Annotated in this window: 17 protein-coding genes; 5 read left to right on the top strand and 12 right to left on the bottom strand. The window is 70.7% G+C overall.

The genetic code is table 11. The annotated features are described in order from the left end of the window. The first annotated feature begins 117 nt into the window (after positions 1-117). The 4 genes from OIC96_RS19460 (at position 118) to OIC96_RS19445 (ending at position 4,569) form a co-directional block, all read left to right on the top strand. A complete protein-coding gene (locus OIC96_RS19460) occupies positions 118-1,143 on the top strand; it encodes a CHRD domain-containing protein (protein WP_330306629.1) in 1,026 nt (341 codons plus the stop codon). Positions 1,144-1,385: 242 nt separating this feature from the next. Next, on the top strand, positions 1,386-2,606 hold the full coding sequence (locus OIC96_RS19455; protein ID WP_330306630.1) for a LolA family protein: 1,221 nt from the start codon (positions 1,386-1,388) through the stop codon (positions 2,604-2,606). A 33-nt stretch (positions 2,607-2,639) separates the two neighbouring features. Next, the gene (locus OIC96_RS19450) at positions 2,640-3,677 is read left to right on the top strand and encodes an ABC transporter ATP-binding protein (RefSeq protein WP_330306631.1); all 1,038 of its coding nucleotides are present in this window, start codon (positions 2,640-2,642) and stop codon (positions 3,675-3,677) included. Further along, on the top strand, positions 3,664-4,569 hold the full coding sequence (locus OIC96_RS19445; protein WP_330306632.1) for an ABC transporter permease: 906 nt from the start codon (positions 3,664-3,666) through the stop codon (positions 4,567-4,569). The genes OIC96_RS19450 and OIC96_RS19445 overlap by 14 nt, the downstream gene beginning before the upstream one ends. Before the next feature lie 3 nt (positions 4,570-4,572). Here the strand turns inward: OIC96_RS19445 and OIC96_RS19440 are convergent, their stop codons facing one another. The 7 genes from OIC96_RS19440 to OIC96_RS19410 all read right to left on the bottom strand — a co-directional run bounded on the left by OIC96_RS19440 (position 4,573) and on the right by OIC96_RS19410 (position 13,996). Next, entirely contained in the window at positions 4,573-5,169 is a 597-nt protein-coding gene (locus OIC96_RS19440) for a flavodoxin family protein (RefSeq protein WP_330306633.1), read from the bottom strand. A gap of 140 nt (positions 5,170-5,309) precedes the next feature. Then, entirely contained in the window at positions 5,310-5,903 is a 594-nt protein-coding gene (locus OIC96_RS19435; protein WP_330306634.1) for an exonuclease, read from the bottom strand. Positions 5,904-6,078: 175 nt separating this feature from the next. Further along, positions 6,079-6,342 carry a hypothetical protein gene (locus OIC96_RS19430; protein WP_330306635.1) on the bottom strand — a complete coding sequence of 88 codons (264 nt, stop codon included), beginning with the start codon at positions 6,340-6,342 and terminating at the stop codon, positions 6,079-6,081. Between the two features lie 52 nt (positions 6,343-6,394). After that, positions 6,395-7,498 (bottom strand): hypothetical protein, encoded by a 1,104-nt coding sequence (locus tag OIC96_RS19425; RefSeq protein ID WP_330306636.1) that lies wholly within the window; start codon positions 7,496-7,498, stop codon positions 6,395-6,397. Then, positions 7,495-10,347: a helicase HerA domain-containing protein gene (locus OIC96_RS19420; protein ID WP_330306637.1), complete on the bottom strand. Its 2,853-nt coding sequence runs from the start codon at positions 10,345-10,347 to the stop codon at positions 7,495-7,497. The genes OIC96_RS19425 and OIC96_RS19420 overlap by 4 nt, the downstream gene beginning before the upstream one ends. Beyond that, positions 10,344-11,231 carry a hypothetical protein gene (locus OIC96_RS19415; protein ID WP_330306638.1) on the bottom strand — a complete coding sequence of 296 codons (888 nt, stop codon included), beginning with the start codon at positions 11,229-11,231 and terminating at the stop codon, positions 10,344-10,346. The genes OIC96_RS19420 and OIC96_RS19415 overlap by 4 nt, the downstream gene beginning before the upstream one ends. A 92-nt stretch (positions 11,232-11,323) precedes the next feature. Then, positions 11,324-13,996 (bottom strand): hypothetical protein, encoded by a 2,673-nt coding sequence (locus tag OIC96_RS19410; protein WP_330306639.1) that lies wholly within the window; start codon positions 13,994-13,996, stop codon positions 11,324-11,326. A gap of 50 nt (positions 13,997-14,046) precedes the next feature. On the opposite strand from OIC96_RS19410, the gene OIC96_RS19405 reads away from it, so the two are divergent. Continuing rightward, entirely contained in the window at positions 14,047-14,601 is a 555-nt protein-coding gene (locus OIC96_RS19405; protein WP_330306640.1) for a hypothetical protein, read from the top strand. A gap of 22 nt (positions 14,602-14,623) precedes the next feature. Here the strand turns inward: OIC96_RS19405 and OIC96_RS19400 are convergent, their stop codons facing one another. The 5 genes from OIC96_RS19400 to OIC96_RS19380 form a co-directional block, all read right to left on the bottom strand. Beyond that, positions 14,624-15,175 carry an NUDIX domain-containing protein gene (locus tag OIC96_RS19400; protein ID WP_330310241.1) on the bottom strand — a complete coding sequence of 184 codons (552 nt, stop codon included), beginning with the start codon at positions 15,173-15,175 and terminating at the stop codon, positions 14,624-14,626. 108 nt (positions 15,176-15,283) lie between these two features. Then, entirely contained in the window at positions 15,284-16,429 is a 1,146-nt protein-coding gene (locus tag OIC96_RS19395) for a zeta toxin family protein (RefSeq protein WP_330306641.1), read from the bottom strand. Next, complete coding sequence (locus OIC96_RS19390; protein ID WP_330306642.1) at positions 16,426-16,743, bottom strand: hypothetical protein; 318 nt, start codon at positions 16,741-16,743, stop codon at positions 16,426-16,428. The genes OIC96_RS19395 and OIC96_RS19390 overlap by 4 nt, the downstream gene beginning before the upstream one ends. A 149-nt stretch (positions 16,744-16,892) precedes the next feature. Continuing rightward, on the bottom strand, positions 16,893-17,318 hold the full coding sequence (locus OIC96_RS19385) for a DUF4913 domain-containing protein (RefSeq protein ID WP_330306643.1): 426 nt from the start codon (positions 17,316-17,318) through the stop codon (positions 16,893-16,895). After that, on the bottom strand, positions 17,315-19,066 hold the full coding sequence (locus OIC96_RS19380; RefSeq protein WP_330306644.1) for a TraM recognition domain-containing protein: 1,752 nt from the start codon (positions 19,064-19,066) through the stop codon (positions 17,315-17,317). The genes OIC96_RS19385 and OIC96_RS19380 overlap by 4 nt, the downstream gene beginning before the upstream one ends. Between the last annotated feature and the right edge of the window lie 57 nt (positions 19,067-19,123).

Raw genomic sequence — 19,123 nt, 5'->3', positions numbered from 1 at the left:
TAGCGATGTGACGCAGGTCACATACTTGGATTGAGTCCAGGATCAGATCCATTCCGTACTCATGCCCAGAAGCTGACGCAGGGGGTGTCAGCTGAGATGCGGGGAGAAAACGGAATCATGGGATCGAACGTCACGTTCACCACGCGTCGCAAGAGCCTGATCCTGACCGGTGTCGCGGTAGCCGCCGCGGCCGGTGTCGCCGCCGCCGTCATCCCGGCTGCCGCCGCCGGCGGCAGCCACGGCAAGAGCAACGGCATGGCCGGCATGAGCCACTCCGCGCACGACGACCAGACCATCGTCACGCAGAGCGGCGTCATGGGCGGCAGCGGTGGCACCATCCTCGCCACCAGCCTCAACGGAGCCAACGAGGTGCCCGTCCAGGGCGGCCCCGCCGTCGGCGACAAGGACGGCGCGGCGCTGGAGTTCATCAAGGTCAAGGGCAATCAGGTGTCCGTCGCCGTGACCTGGCGCGGCACCGGCAAGCCCACCTTGCTCCACATCCACCAGGGCGCCAAGGGCACCAACGGCGGCGTCAAGGTCGACTTCACCAAGCTGCTCGACAAGATCAAGGGCCACCACGTGGTCGGCACGGTCAAGGTCGAGGACGCGGCGCTGCTCGACGCGCTGAAGACCGACCCCGGTTCCTTCTACGCCAACCTGCACACCACCGAGTTCCCGGGCGGCGCCGTCCGCGGCCAGCTCCACAAGGTGACCAGCTCCTTCGACTTCCGGAACGCCCTGAACAACTTCCAGGCCTCGGTCGTCAAGGGCAAGCAGATCTACGAGTGCAAGGCGGTCGAGGGCGGCGGCTACGCCTTCGCGCAGCGCGACGTCGCGGCCCTGCTCGGCGGCCACATCGCACACTCGTTCGTGAAGCCCAACTCCGGTACGCCGCAGTGGGTCGCGCCCGACCGCAGCGCGGTCACCGGCGCGTTGATCTCCAAGACCCCGAACGGCGCCACGAACATCCCCGAGCTCGACCTCAAGGCCACCCAGTCCGGCAAGTACCGCGGACTGCTGGCCGGGACGCAGGAGATCCTGCGCCTCAACACCGTGGGCGGCGTCGCCCCGGCCGGGTCCTGCTCGCCGGGCGCGATCGTGGGCGTGCCGTACCAGGCTGACTACGTGTTCGTGCAGCGCTGAGCCACGGCTGGAGCAGGGGCGGTGTCTTCCCCGTACAACGACCCTTACGGGTCAGGGGAGGCGCCGCCCTCTCACGTCATACCGCAGGAGTACGTGGAGTTGAGTCCGGGGTCTGACGCTTCTCACGGGCCGATTTGGTCAGATTGGGAGCACCACTCCTCACCGGTTCGGGTGAGAATGGCGGCTCAGGGTGGAATGTGCAGGGACGGTAAGCCGCCGCCGACGACGGAGGTAAGGCACACATGGCACCGTACGCATCCGACGACAGCACGAAGGCCGACGAGGCCGAGGACGTGCGCGCCGGCCGACGCAAGGCCGCGCGTTACGTCGTCCCGGTCGCGGTGGTGGGGGTGGCGGCGGCGACCATCGGGCTCGTCCCGGCGCTCGCCGACTCCGGTGACCCCGACCTGCCGAAGATCACCGCGCAGCAACTCATCGAGAAGATCGCCAAGTCGGACGTCCAGCAGCTGTCCGGCACGGTCAAGATCAGCACCGATCTCGGACTGCCCAGCCTGGGCGGCCTGGAGAGCGGCCTCCTGTCCGGCGCGGCCAAGGGCGACGGCGGCTCCTCCGCCGACCCGCAGTCCAAGCTCCTCGAACTGGCCTCCGGCACGCACACGCTGCGCGTCGCCACCGACGGCCAGGACAAGAGCAAGATCTCCCTCCTGGACAGCGCCGCCGAGTACAGCCTCATCCACAACGGCAGCGACGTATGGGCGTACGACAGCAAGTCGAACGAGGCTTACCACTCGACGGCCCCCAAGCCCGAGGGTACGAAGGAGAAGGCGCCCGAGGACGTTCCGGCCACGCCCGGGGAATTCGCCGACGAGGCCCTGAAGTCGGTCGACGACACGACCTCCGTGACCGTCGACGGCACCGCGCAGGTCGCCGGCCGTGACGCGTACAAGCTGCTCATCAAGCCGAAGCAGTCCGGCTCCACGATCGGCGCGATCACCGTCGCGGTGGACGCGAAGACGGGGCTGCCGCTGAAGTTCACGCTGACCCCGGCGAGCGGCGGCGCGGCCGTCGTGGACGCGGGCTTCACCCAGGTCGACTTCGCCAAGCCTGCCGCGTCGACGTTCGACTTCACTCCGCCGAAGGGCGCGAAGGTCACGGAGGGGGACAGCGGCGAGAAGGCGTCGGAGTCCGCGCCGAAGCCCGGCGAGGACTTCTCCAAGGACGGCCTCGGCGGCTTCGACGGTCTCAAGACCCTCGGCAAGGGCTGGACCTCCATCGCCGAGTTCGACACGGGCGGCCAGGGCGTACCGTCGGGCTCGTCGTCCGGCAACAGCGACGTCTCCGGCTTCCTCGACTCCCTCGGCGACCACGTCACCGGCAAGTTCGGCTCGGGCACGGTCTACTCGACCCGCCTGGTCAACGCGCTGATCACGGACGACGGCAAGGTGTACGCCGGTGCCGTCACCAAGGACGCACTGGTGAAGGCGGCCAGCGCGGCCCAGTAAGTCGCGTACCGGCAGACCGAACCGAGGGAGCCCATGGAGGAGCTGTCCGCCGCCGAGTCCGACTCGGCGGGCGACACGGTAGGCACCGGCACGGTGTCCGTCGAGGAGACGGTGGAGGTCGGGGAGTCCGTGCCGGTCGGGGAGACCGTGATCGCCACCCGTGCGCTCACCAAGCGCTACCGCGGCGGACAGCTCGCCGTTGACGGCCTGGACCTGATCGTCCCGGCGGGCAGCGTCTTCGGCTTCCTCGGGCCGAACGGCTCGGGCAAGACCACCACCATTCGCATGCTGATGGGCCTGATCGAGCCGACCTCGGGCACGGCGCGCGTGCTGGGGCAGCCCATGCCCCGGGCCACCCGCGCCGTGCTCCCGCACGTGGGCGCCCTGATCGAGGGCCCCGCGCTGTACGGCTTCCTCTCCGGGCGCGACAACCTCATCCGGTACGACTCCGCCGACCCGACCGCCGACCCGCGCACCCGGCGTACGCGGGTCGCGGCCGCCCTCGACCGGGTCGGCCTCACCGCCGCGGCCGGCAAGAAGGCGAAGGCGTACTCGCTGGGCATGAAGCAGCGGCTGGGGCTGGCTGCCGCGCTGCTCCAGCCCCGTCGGCTGCTTGTCCTGGACGAGCCGACGAACGGCCTGGACCCCCAGGGGATGCGGGAAATACGTTCCCTGGTCAGGGAGCTGGCCTCCGACGGCACGACTGTCTTCCTCTCCTCGCACCTGCTCGACGAGATCGAGCAGGTGTGCACGCACGCGGCCGTGATGGCGCAGGGGAGGCTCATCACACAGGGGCCGGTGGCCGACCTCGCGGCGGGTGCGCGCGGCCGCCTCGTGGTGACCACGCCCGACCCGGCGGACGCGGCCCGCGTCCTGAAGGAACAGGGCGTGGCCGATGTGGTCGTGGCGGAGGAGCGGGTGACCGGGGACCCCCCGGACGGCGAACTGGCCGAGGTGAACGCGGCGTTGGTGGCGGCCGGGGTCCGCGTCCGCGGCTTCGGGGTCGAACGGGCCTCGCTGGAGGACGCGTTCGTGGCGTTGACGGGGGAGGGGTTCGATGTCGCGGGCTGAGGTCCAGGTCCTTGAGGTCCTCCCGGATGCCGGGGTCAAGCGCGCGCCCAGCCCGCTGTGGACGTTCGGGCTCTTCCGTAGCGAGCTCGTCACCACCTTCCGGCGCTGGCGGACGATCGCGCTGCTCACCGTGCTCGCGGCCGTACCGATCCTCATCGGCGTCGCCATCAAGATCGAGACGAGCGACGGCTCCACGGCGGGCGGTGGCGGTGGCGGCGAAGGGCCGGCGTTCATCTCGCAGATCACCAACAACGGCCTGTTCCTGGTGTTCACGGCGCTGGCCGCGACGCTCCCCTTCTTCCTGCCGATGGCGATCGGCGTCATCGCGGGCGACGCGATAGCGGGCGAGGCGAACGCCGGAACGCTCCGCTATCTGCTGGTCGCCCCCGCGGGCCGCACCCGCCTCCTCCTCACCAAGTACGCGACCACGATGACGTTCTGCCTGGTCGCGACCCTCGTGGTGGCGGCCTCGGCACTGGCGGTGGGCACGCTGCTGTTCCCTCTCGGCGAGCTGACGACGATCTCCGGGACGCGGATCAGCTTCGGCGAGGGGTTGGCGCGGGCGCTGTTCATCGCGCTCGTCGTCGCCGCGTCACTGATCGGGGTGGCGGCGCTGGGCCTGTTCATCTCCACCCTCACCAACAGCGGCATCGCGGCGATGGCGACGACGGTCGGGCTCCTCATCACCATCCAGATCCTCGACCAGATCCCCCAACTGCACGCCCTCCAGCCGTACTTCTTCTCCCACTACTGGCTGTCCTTCGCCGACCTCATGCGCGACCCGGTGTACTGGGACGACCTGGTCCGCAACCTCGGCCTGCAAGGGCTCTACGCCGCGGTGTTCGGGTCGGCGGCGTGGGCGCGGTTCACGACGAAGGACGTCACGACGTAACGGTCACCGGTTCGCGTTCGCGTTCTCGTACGGGAAGCGGGCGAGCGGCGGCTCCTGCGCGAAGAACGTCTTCGCGCGCACCAAGGCCGCCTCGTCCTTCAGTACGTCGCCGGGCTTGCTGCCGTTGCCCAGCAGGACCCCGCCGAAGCGCATGCCCATGTACGCCGCCGAGTGGTTGAGGGTGCCGATCAGCGGCTCGGCGACCTCTTCCTCCTCGTGCGCGAGCGCGGTGACGCCCCACAGCCGACGCCCCGCCATGGTGGCCTTGAAATCGACGCCCGGAGTGCGCAGCCAGCCCGACCAGTGGTCCAGGTAGCGCTTGGTGTGGGCGGACACCGAGTACCAGTACAGCGGCGAGGCGAAGACGATGTCCGTCGCGGCGAGCGTGGCGTCGAGCAGCAGTCCGACGTTTCCCTCGGTCGGCCGCACATGATCCGCGTCGTGCCGCAGATCCTCGAAGTCGGGCAGCGGGTGCTCGGCGAGACTCAGCCAGCGCTGCTCCACATCGGTGGGCAGCTGCTCCGCCGCCCTGCGGGCCAGCAGCTCGGTGTTGCCGGTGGGGCGGCTGCTGCCGAGAAGGAAGAGGAAGGAGCGGCTCATGGGGACCCCCGGGTGCATGGCGTGCGGCGACTACGTGCGTACACAATATATGCACACGCATGCAGTCGTCCAGGGGTCGGCGGAGGCTTGCTCCTGCTTCCACAGGATGGCCCTGAGGGTGCGGAGTGTTCGAACGCGACCTACAGCTCGGATCGGTTCCAATGCATCAGGTTCTGGAACAGTTCGGCCTGCTCGATCGCGTCGTCCAGCGCATTGTGCGTATGAGGCCGCGAGGAGAGCAGATGCCGCGGCATCGAGCGCTTCGTCGAGCCAATGATCGGCGAGTCGGCTTTGGTTGCGTACAGAGTCTTGAGGTCCAGGCATCGGGAATGCCCAAAGGGCGAGCCGTTGCTGGCAAATTGCATGAAATACCAGTACATCCACATCCAGTCGTAGCCCAGTGGATAGGCTACGAACACCGGAGCGGCGTCCAGTTCGTCGGAGACAGTCGTGAGCCAATCGGCCGCAGCGTTCATGGCTTGGGCAGGTTTCTGCCCCTCCCGGGTCAGTCGACCGCGATCCAGGCCGCTGATCGCCAGGGCTTCCGGATCGTAAGCATCGCTGATCGGTTTCAGCTCGGCATAGAACGTGCGCTCAGCCGGGTCGAATGCTTGGAACGCGACACCGTCGCGGACGCCCGCGACCGCCAGCCCGAAGCTCGACATCGAGAACGGTCCCGGCACCGGCCCGTCGGCCTCCATATCGGCCGAGACGTAAAATTCCGTTTTCGTCATTGTTCTCTTCTCGTTGTGAAGTCCGCGAGGGGTTCTGGCAGCGGATGCTCCGCAAGACTCGCCCAACGCTGCTCCATGTCTCCGGGCAGCTGCTCCGCCACCCTGTGCGCCAGGAACTCGGTGTTGCCGCCGGGGCGGCTCTGCCGAGCGGCAAGCAAGTTGTTGTCGTAGCGGTTCAGTCTCGTCCGGTGCCCTCGTCGGGCAGCTTCGGTGGCTGGGCATTACGGCGTTCTTCCGGGATCAACTTCTCGTACAGCGCCAGCACTCGTTCTTTGCCATGCTGGAGTTCAAACCGAATGCCATGGTCTCCGGGGTAGGGGAGCCGATGGTCGAAACCATCCTGGTAGATGGCACTCGGAATGCCTTCGGGGAAGGCGTCGCAGTAAGGGATCCACTGGTCCAGCGAAGTCCTCGCCTCCGGGTTTTGACTCTGCTTCACCCTGGTGCATGAGTCACAGATGTTGGGGAGTCGGCGCACGACTCATCGCCTCCTATTTTCCTTTGAGGTGCTTGTCGATTACTCCGCCGATCGCTGAAGCGAAAGGGCGGGGAGCGGCAGCGAGCTTGTGCTCTGTGAACGCCTCCGCCATCATCTCGTGCGGCGTCGTCGAGCCGTAGTCGGAGAGCAGCTGGCTGATCGCCTGGCCGGTCGGCTTGTCATGTGGAGCCGAAGAATCATATGGGCGGGCTATGGACTGGGACACTGCCTCATCCAACTCCTGTCGCGCCGACGGCGAGTCAAAAATCCGCTGTGCGCAATGATGGCCGAATTCATGGTAGAACACGCCCTTCGGTGAGCCACCGCCAGGTACGGTGAATCCGGAGGCTTCCTCTTCGGCTCCTCTGAGGGCAGCTGCTTCTGCATCCGAGAATGCTTCGGAGTTGACGTATATCCCAGAATCTGGGTATCCGGCGTACGGTAATGCGTACGCCAATATACTCGGATCTTCGGGCTGCTCGGTCCGCACATGGTTCATTTCGTCGAATAGTTTTGGATAGTCGGCCGACAGTTCCCTCATTGCTTCATTGAATTTACCGGCACATTCCGGGGATACCGGCTCCGTCGTGTAGTCGAGTGCGATGCCATGCGGCTCTACGATCTCCCGGCCGTCCTTTTCGACCGCTTTGAGCTGCTGAGCGGTCTCTTTGGTCATATCGCTGGTATCACCGGCTGGGTCGCCCGTACTCGCAGCGGGCTCCGACCCCGGCTCGACGGCGTTCTCCTTTCCAAGAGGAGCTAGGTCGGTATCGCCCTCTTCCGCCGTCACGGGGTCGGGTGCTTCGTTCTCGTCCGCCGGTGTCGGGGTGGCCGCATCCGAAGCCTCTGGGGGCTCCGGTGCCTCGAAGGTCTCCCATGCCTCCCATGCCTCCGGCGCATCAACGCCTTCCAAGCGTTCCGGGGCGTCCGTGGGCTTGGTCGTCTCCGTCGGCTGCGCGGTTTCCGTCGGGTCCGGGGCCTCCGTAACCGCCCAGGTCTCCACTGGCTCCGGGGCCTCCGCAACCGCCCCGGCCTCCGCCGGATCCGGCGCGTCCGTGACCGCGACGCCCGCCGGAGCTTCGACCGGTGTCGGGTGTTCGGTCGGGCGGTCGCTCACGAGGGGGCTCCGGGGGGTGTCGGGGCGTGGGTGCGGTAGAGGCGGGTCCAGGGGAGGGTTTTGCGTTGCCAGGCGGAGCGGGCGATGTGGATGAAGACGCAGGCGTGGTAGTCAGTGACGGCGTTGGCGTTGGCGTTTGTGACGGCGTCCGCGGCGGCGTTGCCCTTGGCGTTCGTGTCGGGCTGCGGCAGCGGTACCTTCTCGGCCACCGACGCCACCCACTCCGTCGTTGACCGCCACCAGTCCGTTTGTTCAGCGGGCGACTTGGGGTACCCAGTAACCCGTTTCCTCAGCTCGGCGCCGTGCTCCGGCCATACCGCCGTACCGGCACGCGAGCGGAACGCGCAGCGATGCCGGCATCCCTCGCAGTCCGCGAAGGGGGCGAGGGCCGAGTCGACGCGCGGGGTTGTGTCAGCGAACTCGCGGAAGCGGGCTGCCAGTTGAGAGCTGTCGGCCAGTGGTGCGCGTGCGACGCCCGCTGCCCGTGCCGCCTCCGCCCGTACGTCCGGTACGCGGATCAGTGCGGGTCGATCGATGCGGTCGTGGTGGGCGAACGCCTGGAACGGCTCCAGGGTCGCCGCATAGCGCTCCTGGTCCGGCGAGAAGCGCATCGTGCCGCCGATGAGTTCGCGGTCGGCGGCGGACGGGAGGCGGTGCATGACCTTGAGGTTGGTGTTCTTGTACGCGTCCTCGACGAGCTTGCCGGGCACCTGCTCGACGATGACGATGCCCTCCCCGTACTTGCGGTTCTCGGCAAGGGTGTTGGCGAACGCCTGGGCGGCGCGGGCCTGCGCGTTGCCCTCCTTGGCGTCGCCGGACTGGGCGAGGGGCTGCCCGAGGAGCCGGTGGGCCTCTTCGATCACCGTGACGTGGGAGAGGGAGCCTCCGGCGCGGTTCGCCTTGTAGTGCTCGGTCATGGACTGCAGGAGCAGTGCCGTGACCAGCGACTGTTCCTTCTCGTTGTCGCCGACCGCAGCCAGTTCCAGCACCACCGGGCGGCGCAGCAGTTCCTCGACCGGGTACGAGCGCGCCACGTCCAGGGTGCTTCCGCAGGCGCCCTCGGCGAGCGACTCGGCGCGCAGCCGTGACGCGGCGACGATGTTGTCCCGTACCTCACCGGAGTAGTCGAGTCGCTCGCACTGCTCGCGCATCTCGGTGATGAAGTCCCTCAGAGTGGGCCAGTTGCCGTCATGGGCGGGGCCCGCGATGTCCGTCGGGACGATGCCCTTGCGGGCGTAGGTGGCGCGCAGCGCTCGGTTGTAGATGCCGGGCAGCGGATCCCACAGCCCGAAGGCGGCGTCGAAGCAGGCCAGCAGCCCGGCGACATGGGTGCTGATCCTGACCCCGGCCGGGACCTCGAAGGGGTTCAGGCGCAGCGGTGCGATGCTCTCGTCGCCCACGGTGAGGACCACGAGATCGTCGAAACCGGGGCGGGTGGCCAGCCAGCGGTAGTCGTCCAGAGCGGAGTTGACCGGCTCGATGACGAGGAAGGGGATCCGGTGGTCGCGCCACAGCTGCTCGCAGAAGGCCAGCGTGGTGTTGGTCTTGCCGGAGCCGGTGGTGCCGACGAACAGGGCGTGCCGGGTGAGATCCTCCAGGCCGATGCCGAGCGGTCCCGCGGGGGTGTCGTGGACGAGCTGGCGGCCGAGGGTGACGGCAGGGCCGTCGGCGCGGTAGGCGGTCTCGCCGGCCATGCCCGGACGCCGTACGGGAAAACCGGCCATGTGGCCGCTCACCGCCAGCGGCAGCCGGAAGGCGGCCCCGGCCTCCCGCGCGTCCACGAGATCGGCGAGCAGCCGCAGCGGCGGCGAGAGCGGTTCGGGCAGCCGCCAGCAGTGGTCGCCACCCCAGCGCGCCTGCTCCAGTGTGGTCAACCCCTGCCAGATGGCCGGGAGTTCACCCGGCCCCGGCCACGCCACACTGTGGGCGGGACCGGTGAACGTCTCGGTGAGGACCCCGCCCTCGCGAGCCCGCTCCTGCGGGGACACCGTCGCCCCGACCAGCTCGGCGAGCGACTCGGGGACGGGCGCGGGCGAGGCCAGCGCGACCCGCATCCGGAACGCGCGGCCGGTGTAGCGGCGTGCGGCATCCGCGTAGACCTGGGACGCGTCCACGGCGAAGGCGTCGGGCGCGAGCTGGGTGCCGGGCGACCACAGGCCGTCCGGCAGTTGCCCGGCGGTGCCGAGCCGTCCGTACTGCGTGGCGACGCGGTGCAGCAGCGGGCCGAGGTCGTCCGGTACGGCGTACGGCTCAAGGCCTATGCTCAGCATCACCGGATACGGGTGCTCGGCCAGCGCCTGCCACAGCGCGTCCCACGGCGGGGCGGACGCGGTGAACGGCTGCGGTGCCAGGTAGTAGCGCACGCCCGCGTCGGGACGGTTGGGCAGCCCGGTGCGGTAGCGCTTGCGGATCTCGGCCACGCCCGCGACGGGCTCGGGCGCGAAGGGGGTCAGCAGCCGGGCCACCTCGGCCGTGTCCTCGACGGGTGAGGCGTGCACGTGCCGGGGCAGCGCGGCGAGGCGGCCCCGCAGCGCGAGTGCGGACGACATGGCCAGTGCGGGGGTGGGGGCCGAGACCCGGCCGAGCAGTGCGCAGGTGAGGCCGCGCTCGGCGGGGTCGGTGAGATAGCGCAGTTCGACGCGCTCGCCGTGCGCGGTGTCCCACTGCCCGGTCAGCCAGGCGGTCTCGGCGGCGACCGCCTTGATCCGGCGCTCGGCCTCGGGCAGGTCCGCGTACTCCTGGGTCTCGGTGAGGTCGGCGGCGGCGTCGATCCGTACGGCTGTCCAGGCCCAGACGGTCGTCCCGTCGGAAACCGTCAGCACACCGCCCGACGCTTCGATGGCGGTCAACTCCCGTTCCAGTGACCGGTGTTCTGACCCTGCGGCGGCACGGGCGGGCTCGGCGGCGCCGACGGCAGGTGACCCGGCGGAGCGTAGGCGGGAGGAGCAGGCGGGGCCGGAGTGCCCGCCTGGACCGGGGGTTCCTGGCCGAAGGTCGAGGCGATCGGCACCTCGATGCCCTGAACGGCGATCTCCACCCCCTCGCGCGCGGCGGAGTGCACGGCCTCCCGCATGGCGCGCGGACGCTCGGTGCGCAGCATCTGCTGGACGTTCCCCGCGCGGTTCAGGATCCCGCCGACGATGTCCTTCACGAAGTGGCCGATGACCACGGCGCCCGGACGGCTGCGCCACATGGTCCAGCCGACGTACAGGCTGGTCCCGTACGCGAAGACGGTCACGTAGGCGACGTACCGGCCGCTGGTGATGACCAGCCGGTTGTGCACGACCTCCGGAGTGATGTCACTGCGGACGCGGGCCGGCACGGCCGAGACGGGGATGCGGCGGCGGGCCAGCGCGCCGTAGATCGCCGCGTACGCGGAGGAGGAGGCGGCGGCCTTGTCCTCCAGGAGCGTCTTCCACTCCGAGACCGGCTCATTGAGGCGGACGGCCAGGAGCACGACCCAGAAGACAACGATCGAGAAGAGCAGACCGGGGCTCATGGCATCGGGGTCACCCGCGAGGATCGCGGGGAGCAGACCGAGCAGGACGAAGACGAGGACGGAGGACCAGAACGCCGTGAGCGCCAGGTTCTTCAGTGTCGAGTACGACACGGTCTCGTCGAAGTTCAGCTCGACGTCCCGGTATTGCAGTGTCTGGCTGCGGTAGGCCCCGTTCGGGCCCACCGCACCGGATGCCGCCCAGTCGGACGGCCCTCCGGTGGGTATCGCGTCCATCGTCACCGTTTCCCCGTTCTCCCCTGCGGATCCCCGGTGGATCCCTTGTGGGCCAAGGCAGTTGATCACCCTAACGGAGCGTCGCGCACCGGTCACCGCCCGGGCGCGCCACCCCCGCCGCCCGGTTGCGGGGGCCGAGTGGCACGCGGGGGCTGCCCGGGCGTGGCGGGTCCGGGCGTCGAGCCGGAGACGGGGCCGCTGGGAGTGGCCGAACCCCGGGCGGACTGGCGGCGGGCGGCGCTGGCGATGGGGTTGCCGGAGCCGGGCGTCGCCGTCGCGGCCGTCGCGGGGGCGGTTGTCGTCGGACCGGCCGTCGCGGGGGCGGCCGAAGCCGAACCGGCCGGCGTGGGACCGGCCGAAGCCGGACCCGTCGGTGCGGGCCCCGAAGGCGTCGGGTTCGGTGAGGTCGGTGCGGGCCCCGTAGGCGTCGGGTTAGGTGAGGCCGGTGTAGTGCTCGGCCCCCCCGGTCCGCCCTCCGCAGCGCGGTGTCTGGCCAGGTGGGAGCCCTGCAGCGCGGTCGCCATGAAGCCGGCCGAGACGTTGCCGCTCTCCGGTGGGGCCGTCTTGGGGTCGAGGGCGGTCAGGCGGGCCATGTCGTCCTGGGAGAAGACATTGCCGGGGAGCATGCGGGAGGCCGCGCCGGTCACGTCGACCGTCTGCTTCTGGCCGGCCGCCTCGAACTCCATGCGGTAGCCCAGGTATTGGCGGTCCTTGTCGAAGAGAAGCTCGCCGCGGACCTGGCCGCCCGACTCGCGCGCCCAGGACTCGACGGAGTCGAGGGCGTGCGGGAGCCGGGAGACGCGGCCGAGGCAGGCGACGTACGCGTCCCCTTCGATGCCGAGCGAGCGGCCCTGGTCGTCGAGGGCCGCGACACGCACCTGGCCGTCGGGCGCCGTCACCGTACCGACCTCGCCGAGGCGCCGGTCGGAGTAGGTCACCAGGCGCCCGTCACCGCCGTACTCGGCGTCGTGCGCGCGCCGCAGCGCCGTGTACTGGGCGTCGTTCTTGAGCACGAACGGCGCGTCCTTGCCGACCATGGACACCTTCGCGTCCGGGTTGGCCTGGAGGATGATCTCCGCGTTGGCGATGGCCGCGCCACCGACCCCGGCGATCACCCACTCGTTCGCCGCCCGCGGGTTGTAGTCACCGTCGCCGACCTCGTCGCCCATCAGCACCCGGCCCGGCGCGGCGGCGACGGCCCGTTCCCAGGCCGCGGTCGCCCGGAGGGTCTCGGCGGCCCCGGCCACCCGCGGGTCGCCGGCGGAACGGAGGGCGTCGGCGACCCGGGGGTCGGCGAGCGCGTCGAGCGACGCCGCGGCGCGGCCCTCGCCCGCGGGCAGCGAGAGCAACTGGTCGCGCGCCCGCAGCGTCTCCGGCGTACCCACCGCGGTGAGGTGCTCCGCGAGGACGCCGGTGGCCTCCGGCACGGTCGGCACCTGGCGGTTGGCCCCGGGGATGATCTCGGGCGGGATACCGGTGGCGACGAGCGGGGACCCCTGCACCTCGACCTTGACCGGGGACGAGCCGTCGGCCGGGGTGATCTCGGCGATCAGCCGGCCCTCCGCGCCGATACCGAGCCCGGCGCGCCCGTCCACGAGAGGGCCGCGGGCCGCCGCGGTGTCCTCCCAGAGCTGCAACGCCGGCAACGGCACCCGCTGCTGGGGGTCGGCGAACTGGTACGGGTCGCCCATGCCGCTCTGCCGCAGATGCCGCACCTGGTCGGCGGACTGCACGATCGCCTCGATGGGGTCCACGTGCCACCGCCCCCGCGCGTCCACCAGCAGGACGTTGGGATCGCGCCCGGCGAGCGCGGCACCGCCGCCGATCATGATCTGGCGCTGCGGATACCGGCCCTCGGGCAGGGTGGCCTGCTCCGCGCGCAGCGCGTCCAGCGTCCGGCCGCTGAGCGCGGTGCGCTGCTCGGCCACCTCGGCGGCGGCCCGCGCCAGCTCCTCGCGGGGGATCGGCGTCCCGTCGGCGCGCAGACCGGGCATGGGGAACGACGGGCTCGCGCCCAGCGCGGACACCTGCGTGTCCCGTGCCTGCGCCTGCGCACGCGCTTCGCTCAGTGCCCGGGCGTCCTCGACCCCCAACCGTTCGATGGGCACGGCGAGTTCGGCCATCGCGTCACGCGCCGGCTCCCGCAGATGGGGGCGTGCGATGTCCAGCCGTACGTTCGCCGCGTACTGCTCGACGGAGTGCGCGGCGGTGTCGTGGGCCGGGGAGACGGGCCGCAGACCCGAGTCGTCGATCAGTGCGGAGAACCGGTCGTGGGCCTCCCGGCGCTCGGGGGCGCCGGCCGACGCGTCGTTCATGCGCGTCGCCAGGTAGTTGAACTCGCCGACCCGGCCCAGGTCCTCCTCGGACAGCCGCGGACGCGCGGGCAGCGTGGCGCCGCCCGCCAGCAGGTTCTCCCGCGGCGCCGTTCCGTTCACGGCGGCCCGGTCGCGTACGGCGAGCAGTTCGCCGACCTCGCGGCTCAGCACCTGGCCGAGCCGCTCGGGCGGCAGCCGGTCGGAGAGCTGCGTCACATAGCGGTCGTACGTGGTGTTGGTGAAGGTCCGCGACAGGCTCCCCTCGGGCAGCGGGGCCGTGTCCAGGCGCAGCTCCAGCCGCTTGCCCGCGGTGTCGCTCAGCGCGAAGAAGCGCCGCCCGTCCTCCTCGACGAGGTTTCCGCCGCGCAGCCGGTCGGCGTACAGGTCCCGTAGCACGACGGGCAGCGCCGCCTCGGCCTCGGCGAGCAGCCGTCTTTCGTCGGTGCTCACGTTCACTGACGTTCCCCCGTCCAGCGTCCTGATTCCCGTAGGATCATGACATGTTGATCGCTCGTTCCCTGCAAGAAGCGCACCTCTACATGGACCTCCACGCCTGTGTGTGCGGCGCGGAGGAGTTCGATCGGCAGCACCGCCTGGAGGACCGGGACGGGGTCCTGGTCACCGTGTACGAGGGCGTGTGCCCGCAGTGCGGTCGTACGCGCTCGTTCGAGTTCGCGCTCGCCGGCGAACAGCCGCCCGCGCCCCCGGTGTTCGGCGGCCCGGAGCCCTCGCGGATCATCGACCCGGGCGAGTTCCTGTGGATCGGCGACCGGGTGTCGACCGAGTCGGGGCTGCGGCTGCTGAACACACCGCTCGCCGAGCACCGCGAGATCCGTCCGGCCACCGCGTACGCGATCGCCGCGTTCGAAGAGGTCGCCAAGTTCCTTCCGGAAGGCGCCGACCGCATCCCCGAGGAGCGGTTCACCTCCGCGCGCGGGCGCGAGATGTACGCCAAGGACCCGACGCGGTTCACGCGCAAGGAGATCGACGCGGCGCTGGAGCTGAAGCGGAAGATCCTCGCGGACATCGACCGGTTCAGCCCGCCGCAGGGCTGAGCGGCGCTCGCGAGGCCACTGCTCAGGCACCCAGCAGCGTCGCCCACGCGCCCTGCTCCAGCAGCAAGGCCATGACCCCGACCAGCGTCGCGCCGCTCACGATCTCGCGGCGGGCGATCATCCCGGGAATCGCGGCCAGCGGGATCCACTCCAGCCGGTCGGACTCGTTGCGCTCGGTGGGCTCGCCGATCCGCGTCGCCCCGTCCGCGCGGAACACGAAGTGCTGGGAATCGGTGATCCCGTTCGCCGGCTGCGCGTACATCAGCTCCCGCATCGATTCCGGACGCCATCCCGTCTCCTCCTCCAGTTCCCGTGCGGCGGCCTCGACGGGCTGCTCGCCGTCCTCGACCAGCCCCATGGGCAGCTCCCAGGCCCAGGTGTCCGTGACGAAGCGGTGCCGCCACATCATCAGGACCCGCCGGCGGTCGTCGACGGCCGCCGTCACGGCGAGGTCCCGCAGGCGTACGACGTGGTAGTCGCCGCGGGTGCCGTCGGGCCGTTCGACGTCCAGTGAGCGCAGCCGCACCCATGGCGTGTCCTGGAGTGTGTGCTCGCCGTGGACGGTCCACCGCATGTCGGTCCTGCCTCCGCTCACTTCTCGAATTTCCTGTACGGGCGCTGCACTCGGCCACGATGACGCCCATGACGCCCATGACGCCGATCGGGCCGACCGGCCGACCGCTCACCTCGCGGGTCCGCCGCCCCCGCCCTGTGCCTGAGCGGGCCGGGGAACGCGCGGTACCGTCGCGGGTGCGGCGTTGTTGGTGGCGGTGCCCGGGACGGCGGCCGTGCCCGAGCCGGAGCGGATCCTGCTCGCGGCGGCCGTACGGATGGTGGCGTCGTTCTGCTGGAAGGCCGGTGACGCCTCGACGGGGCCGCCCGTGCGGACCGCCGGCCCCTGACCGGTGGTGGGCGCACCCGTCGCCGTCGGTACGCCGAAGTTCCCCCGCTCGGACGTGATCAGCCCCGTCGCGAGTCTGCTCTCCACCAGTTTCTCCGCGTTCTCCCGCCCGATGGAGAAGCCGCGCCCCGAACCGCTCTGCTCGTAGATGCCCTTGATCATGCCTTCGGGAGCCATGCGCCCGCCGTACCAGTCGCGGCCCGCGTCGAACTCGGCGCGTCCTTGCTGCCAGCGGTTCGCGTTCTGGGCCAGGCACTGCTCGACAGGCACCTCGACCGACATCAGGACACGCTTGTCGTAGCCGTCCTGGCGCAGGTCTTCGAGGAGCTTCCCGGTCCGGTCCCCGTCACGCAGCAGGGTGTCGTAGAGGAGGTTGTGGCCCTCGGACCTGGCCCACTGCTCGACGACGCCCAGGAGGTACGCCGATTCCCGGTGGGTGAGCGAGGCCATCTCGGCCGGTGAGACCTGTCGGCCGTCCGGCAACTCGCGGACCTGCGGGTCCAGCTGAGGAGCACCCCCGTGCTCGAAGATGGCCACCTTGAGCTCATCGGGATCGAGGACCACGTAATCGCGTACGTCGACACCGTGCACCTCGGCCAGCGCGCGCCCCAACTCGCTGTCCTGGCCCTGCCATTCGGCCAGCCCGCGCAGTGCGCCGCCCTTGCCCGCGCCGGGCGCGCCCGCGGTGAACAGGGCCGCGTGGCCGTCGCGGGGCAGCCCCTCGCAGCGGGACTTGAAGTCGTCGAGGATCGCGGCGTGCATGCGTTCGCGCTCAGGGGTCCAGAGCACTCCATCCCGGAACTGCCCGAAGGTGTCCCGGTCACTGGGTCCCAGATCGCCGCCGAAGGAAATGCGGCCCTGCAACTCCCGGTACAGAGTGCGGTATTCGGGTGCGAGTCCGGTCTCCGGGCCGTTGTCGGGTGTCATGACCGCCACCCCTTCCGACCGGTCCGGCCCGTCCGGTCCGCCCGGTCGATGCGACGCTGGATCTCCTCCAGGTCCTCGCGCGTCAGCTGTCCGAGCAGGCGGGCCGAGGCCACCACCAGCATCGTGTTGTCCTGGTGGCTCGGCTCGGTGTGCCCCTCGTCCACCTCCTCCTCGGCCTCGAAGGGCCAGGAAGCCACGGTGGCGATCATCTGCTCGCGCGCGACCAGTCCGGTGGCGTAGAGCCCTAAGTAGGCGCGGAGGGAGGGGGTGGTGGTCGGGTCGCCGGTGGGGGCGACGCGGGGGATGTCGGTCATGAGAGGTGGTTCCTCCTTGTTGGTTGGAGGGGCGGAGGGGCGGAGGGGTGGAGGGGTTACGGATATGGACGGGCAGAGGGGCGGAGAGAGGCGCGGGACAGCCGGCAGTCACCGGAGTGTGGCCTCGCGGAAGGGGACTCGCCGTAGGCCTAGACGGCGCGCCCGGTGTCGTACGGTTCGGCCGTCGGCGCCGCCTTCGCCCGGTGGCTGCCCGCCTTGCAGCCCGCGAACGGCCCGCTGGGCGAACGGAGTTCCGCGAGCACGGGCCCGACGTGGTCGCGATGCCAGACGGCGGGGCCGGACGCGCCCGCCGCCGGGTCCGTGAGCTCCTGCCAGGCCAGCCACAGGCCGTGCAGCCGGGCGACCGCCTCCAGGTGTTCCCACCAGCGCGGACACCACGGCTGCTGGGAGGTGACCTCACGGCCGTAGACGGGCAGGAGCAGGTCGGACACCCAGACGGCCAGGCCGCTCATCTCCTCGGCGTACTCCTGGCCGTCGAGGTAGAGGATGAACGGCGGGGCGGCGGGCGCCTCCTGCTGGACCTGATCGGGCGCGGGCTCGGTGGCGGTGGTCATCGGGTGATCCCTTCGACAGCGCGGGCGGTGATGGCCTTGACCTCGGTCTGCGCCGCGGTCGCGATCCGGTCGGCGCCGGGTTCGGCGTACCAGGGGCGCAGTCTGACCAGCGCGGGCTTGATGCCGGTGGCGAGGAGCAGCGCGGTGCCCTTGGGCAGGGCGCGGATGCGGTCGGCGGGCAGGATGCGCTCCAGGCGGTACGAGGTCGAACGGGACCGCCCGTCCTTGCTCTTGGACCAGCTCACCGTCGACACGTCGTGCTCGCCGACCAGCCGGGAGATCTTCTCCACGAAGTCCGCGTCGTCCAGGCCCGCGCCGAGCAGCTTGATGGTGGCGGCTCCCCACAGGGCGTCCATACCGGCCTCGCCCCACACCCGCGCGCCCTGCCGGTAACTCTGCAGCAGGGTCACGATGTTGATGCCGCGCGAGCCGAAGTGCGAGTACAGATCCGGGAGATCGGAGATCCGGCAGACGTTGGCCGCCTCGTCGAGCACCGCCGTCATCGGCGGATCGAGCCGCCCGCCCATCCGCTCGGCGGCGACGACTCCCGCACGCAGTACGGAGTCGGCGGCCGCCGCGATGACACCGGCCGCCGAGCCGCCGCCGTCCTTGGAGAGGAGGTACAGCGTGTCGGTGGACAGGACGTGCCGCTCAGGGAAGAACTGCGGCAGGTCGGGGTCCGGGGTCACCCAGGCCGCGATGGCGGGGTCGAGCAGACAGGCCACGCACTGGCGGGCCGTCTCGTAGATTCCGTCGCGGGTCTCCACGGCGCCCTGCATGGTGCCCTGGAGCTGGTCCGCGAGGGCCGCCATTCCGGCGTCCCGCAGCAGGTCGACGGGGGTGCGGTCGGCCGGGTCGGCCAGCCATGCGAGCACCTCGCCGATCTGCTGCTTGCCGCGGTACGCCGCGTGGAAGAGCGCCGTGAGGGTGTTCTGCGCGGCCGAGATCCAGAAGTCGCGCTTCGACGCGTCGTCGTTCACCGCGCCGACGAAGTGGCCCGCCAGGCGGCGGGCGCCCTCGATCGTGGCGGCGTCGGCGAGCATGTCCCACCACAGGGCGCGGGGCGTGTGGGCGATGCCCTGGGGGTCGAACGTCCACACCAGCCCCACGCGTTCGCGCTCCGCGCGCGTCACGGCGTACACGTCCGCCTTGTTCGACGTCAGCAGCACGCTGCCCCGTGCCCGCAGTACGCGCGGTACGGCGATGCTGGTGGACTTGCCCGCGCGGGGCGCCATGAGGTCCAGCTCGACGTCCTCGTAACTGGACCGCAGCTCCGGGCCGTTCGGCTCCAGGTTGCCGAGCAGGTTCCCGGTGTCGTCCGCGGTGACCTTGCCCAGCTTGGCGAGCGACGGCCTGAGTTGGCGGGCCCGCTGCGCGGCGCCCTTGGGGAGGAGGCCGGCCAGTTCCTTGCGGCCCGCGAGGCCGGTGGGCCTGGCGATGCGGCGCCGTACGAGGGCGATCAGTACGACGATGAGGGCGACGACCGTGCCGAACACGCCTGCCATGCCGGCCTCGACCGCCTCCGCCGACGCCGTGGGCCACACCGCGCTCGGCCCCTCCTTGACCAGCGTCGACAGGGTCGACAGTCCGAACGGCGGCGGGTCCCATCCCGCACCGCTCACCGCCGCGCCGACGGTTCCGCCCAGCCACGCCCCGAAGAACAGGGTGCCGATGAGGAACGCTGCCCCCGGCACGATCCAGGGCAGCAGGTCCTCCCCACTGTGCGAACTCTTACGCGTGCCACTCATTCCCGTTCCCCCGTCCGATGTTGATCGCCCCCGCCGCCCCTACCCGTCCCATCCCGT

This window comes from Streptomyces sp. NBC_00775, assembly GCF_036347135.1.
Classification (GTDB): domain Bacteria; phylum Actinomycetota; class Actinomycetes; order Streptomycetales; family Streptomycetaceae; genus Streptomyces; species Streptomyces lutosisoli.
Note: the sequence above shows the minus strand (reverse complement) of the source record. Positions and strands in the feature narration are given on the sequence as shown.

Bases quoted from the DNA above. Each gene is read 5' to 3' on its own strand.
- OIC96_RS19450 (WP_330306631.1), top strand. From the start codon at position 2,640: ATGGAGGAGCTGTCCGCCGCCGAGTCCGACTCGGCGGGCGACACGGTA.
- OIC96_RS19435 (WP_330306634.1), bottom strand. From the start codon at position 5,903: ATGACGAAAACGGAATTTTACGTCTCGGCCGATATGGAGGCCGACGGG.
- OIC96_RS19390 (WP_330306642.1), bottom strand. From the start codon at position 16,743: ATGACCGACATCCCCCGCGTCGCCCCCACCGGCGACCCGACCACCACC.
- OIC96_RS19380 (WP_330306644.1), bottom strand. From the start codon at position 19,066: ATGAGTGGCACGCGTAAGAGTTCGCACAGTGGGGAGGACCTGCTGCCC.
- OIC96_RS19415 (WP_330306638.1), bottom strand. From the start codon at position 11,231: ATGGACGCGATACCCACCGGAGGGCCGTCCGACTGGGCGGCATCCGGT.
- OIC96_RS19440 (WP_330306633.1), bottom strand. From the start codon at position 5,169: ATGAGCCGCTCCTTCCTCTTCCTTCTCGGCAGCAGCCGCCCCACCGGC.
- OIC96_RS19395 (WP_330306641.1), bottom strand. From the start codon at position 16,429: ATGACACCCGACAACGGCCCGGAGACCGGACTCGCACCCGAATACCGC.
- OIC96_RS19445 (WP_330306632.1), top strand. From the start codon at position 3,664: ATGTCGCGGGCTGAGGTCCAGGTCCTTGAGGTCCTCCCGGATGCCGGG.
- OIC96_RS19405 (WP_330306640.1), top strand. From the start codon at position 14,047: ATGTTGATCGCTCGTTCCCTGCAAGAAGCGCACCTCTACATGGACCTC.
- OIC96_RS19400 (WP_330310241.1), bottom strand. From the start codon at position 15,175: ATGCGGTGGACCGTCCACGGCGAGCACACACTCCAGGACACGCCATGG.
- OIC96_RS19385 (WP_330306643.1), bottom strand. From the start codon at position 17,318: ATGACCACCGCCACCGAGCCCGCGCCCGATCAGGTCCAGCAGGAGGCG.
- OIC96_RS19455 (WP_330306630.1), top strand. From the start codon at position 1,386: ATGGCACCGTACGCATCCGACGACAGCACGAAGGCCGACGAGGCCGAG.
- OIC96_RS19460 (WP_330306629.1), top strand. From the start codon at position 118: ATGGGATCGAACGTCACGTTCACCACGCGTCGCAAGAGCCTGATCCTG.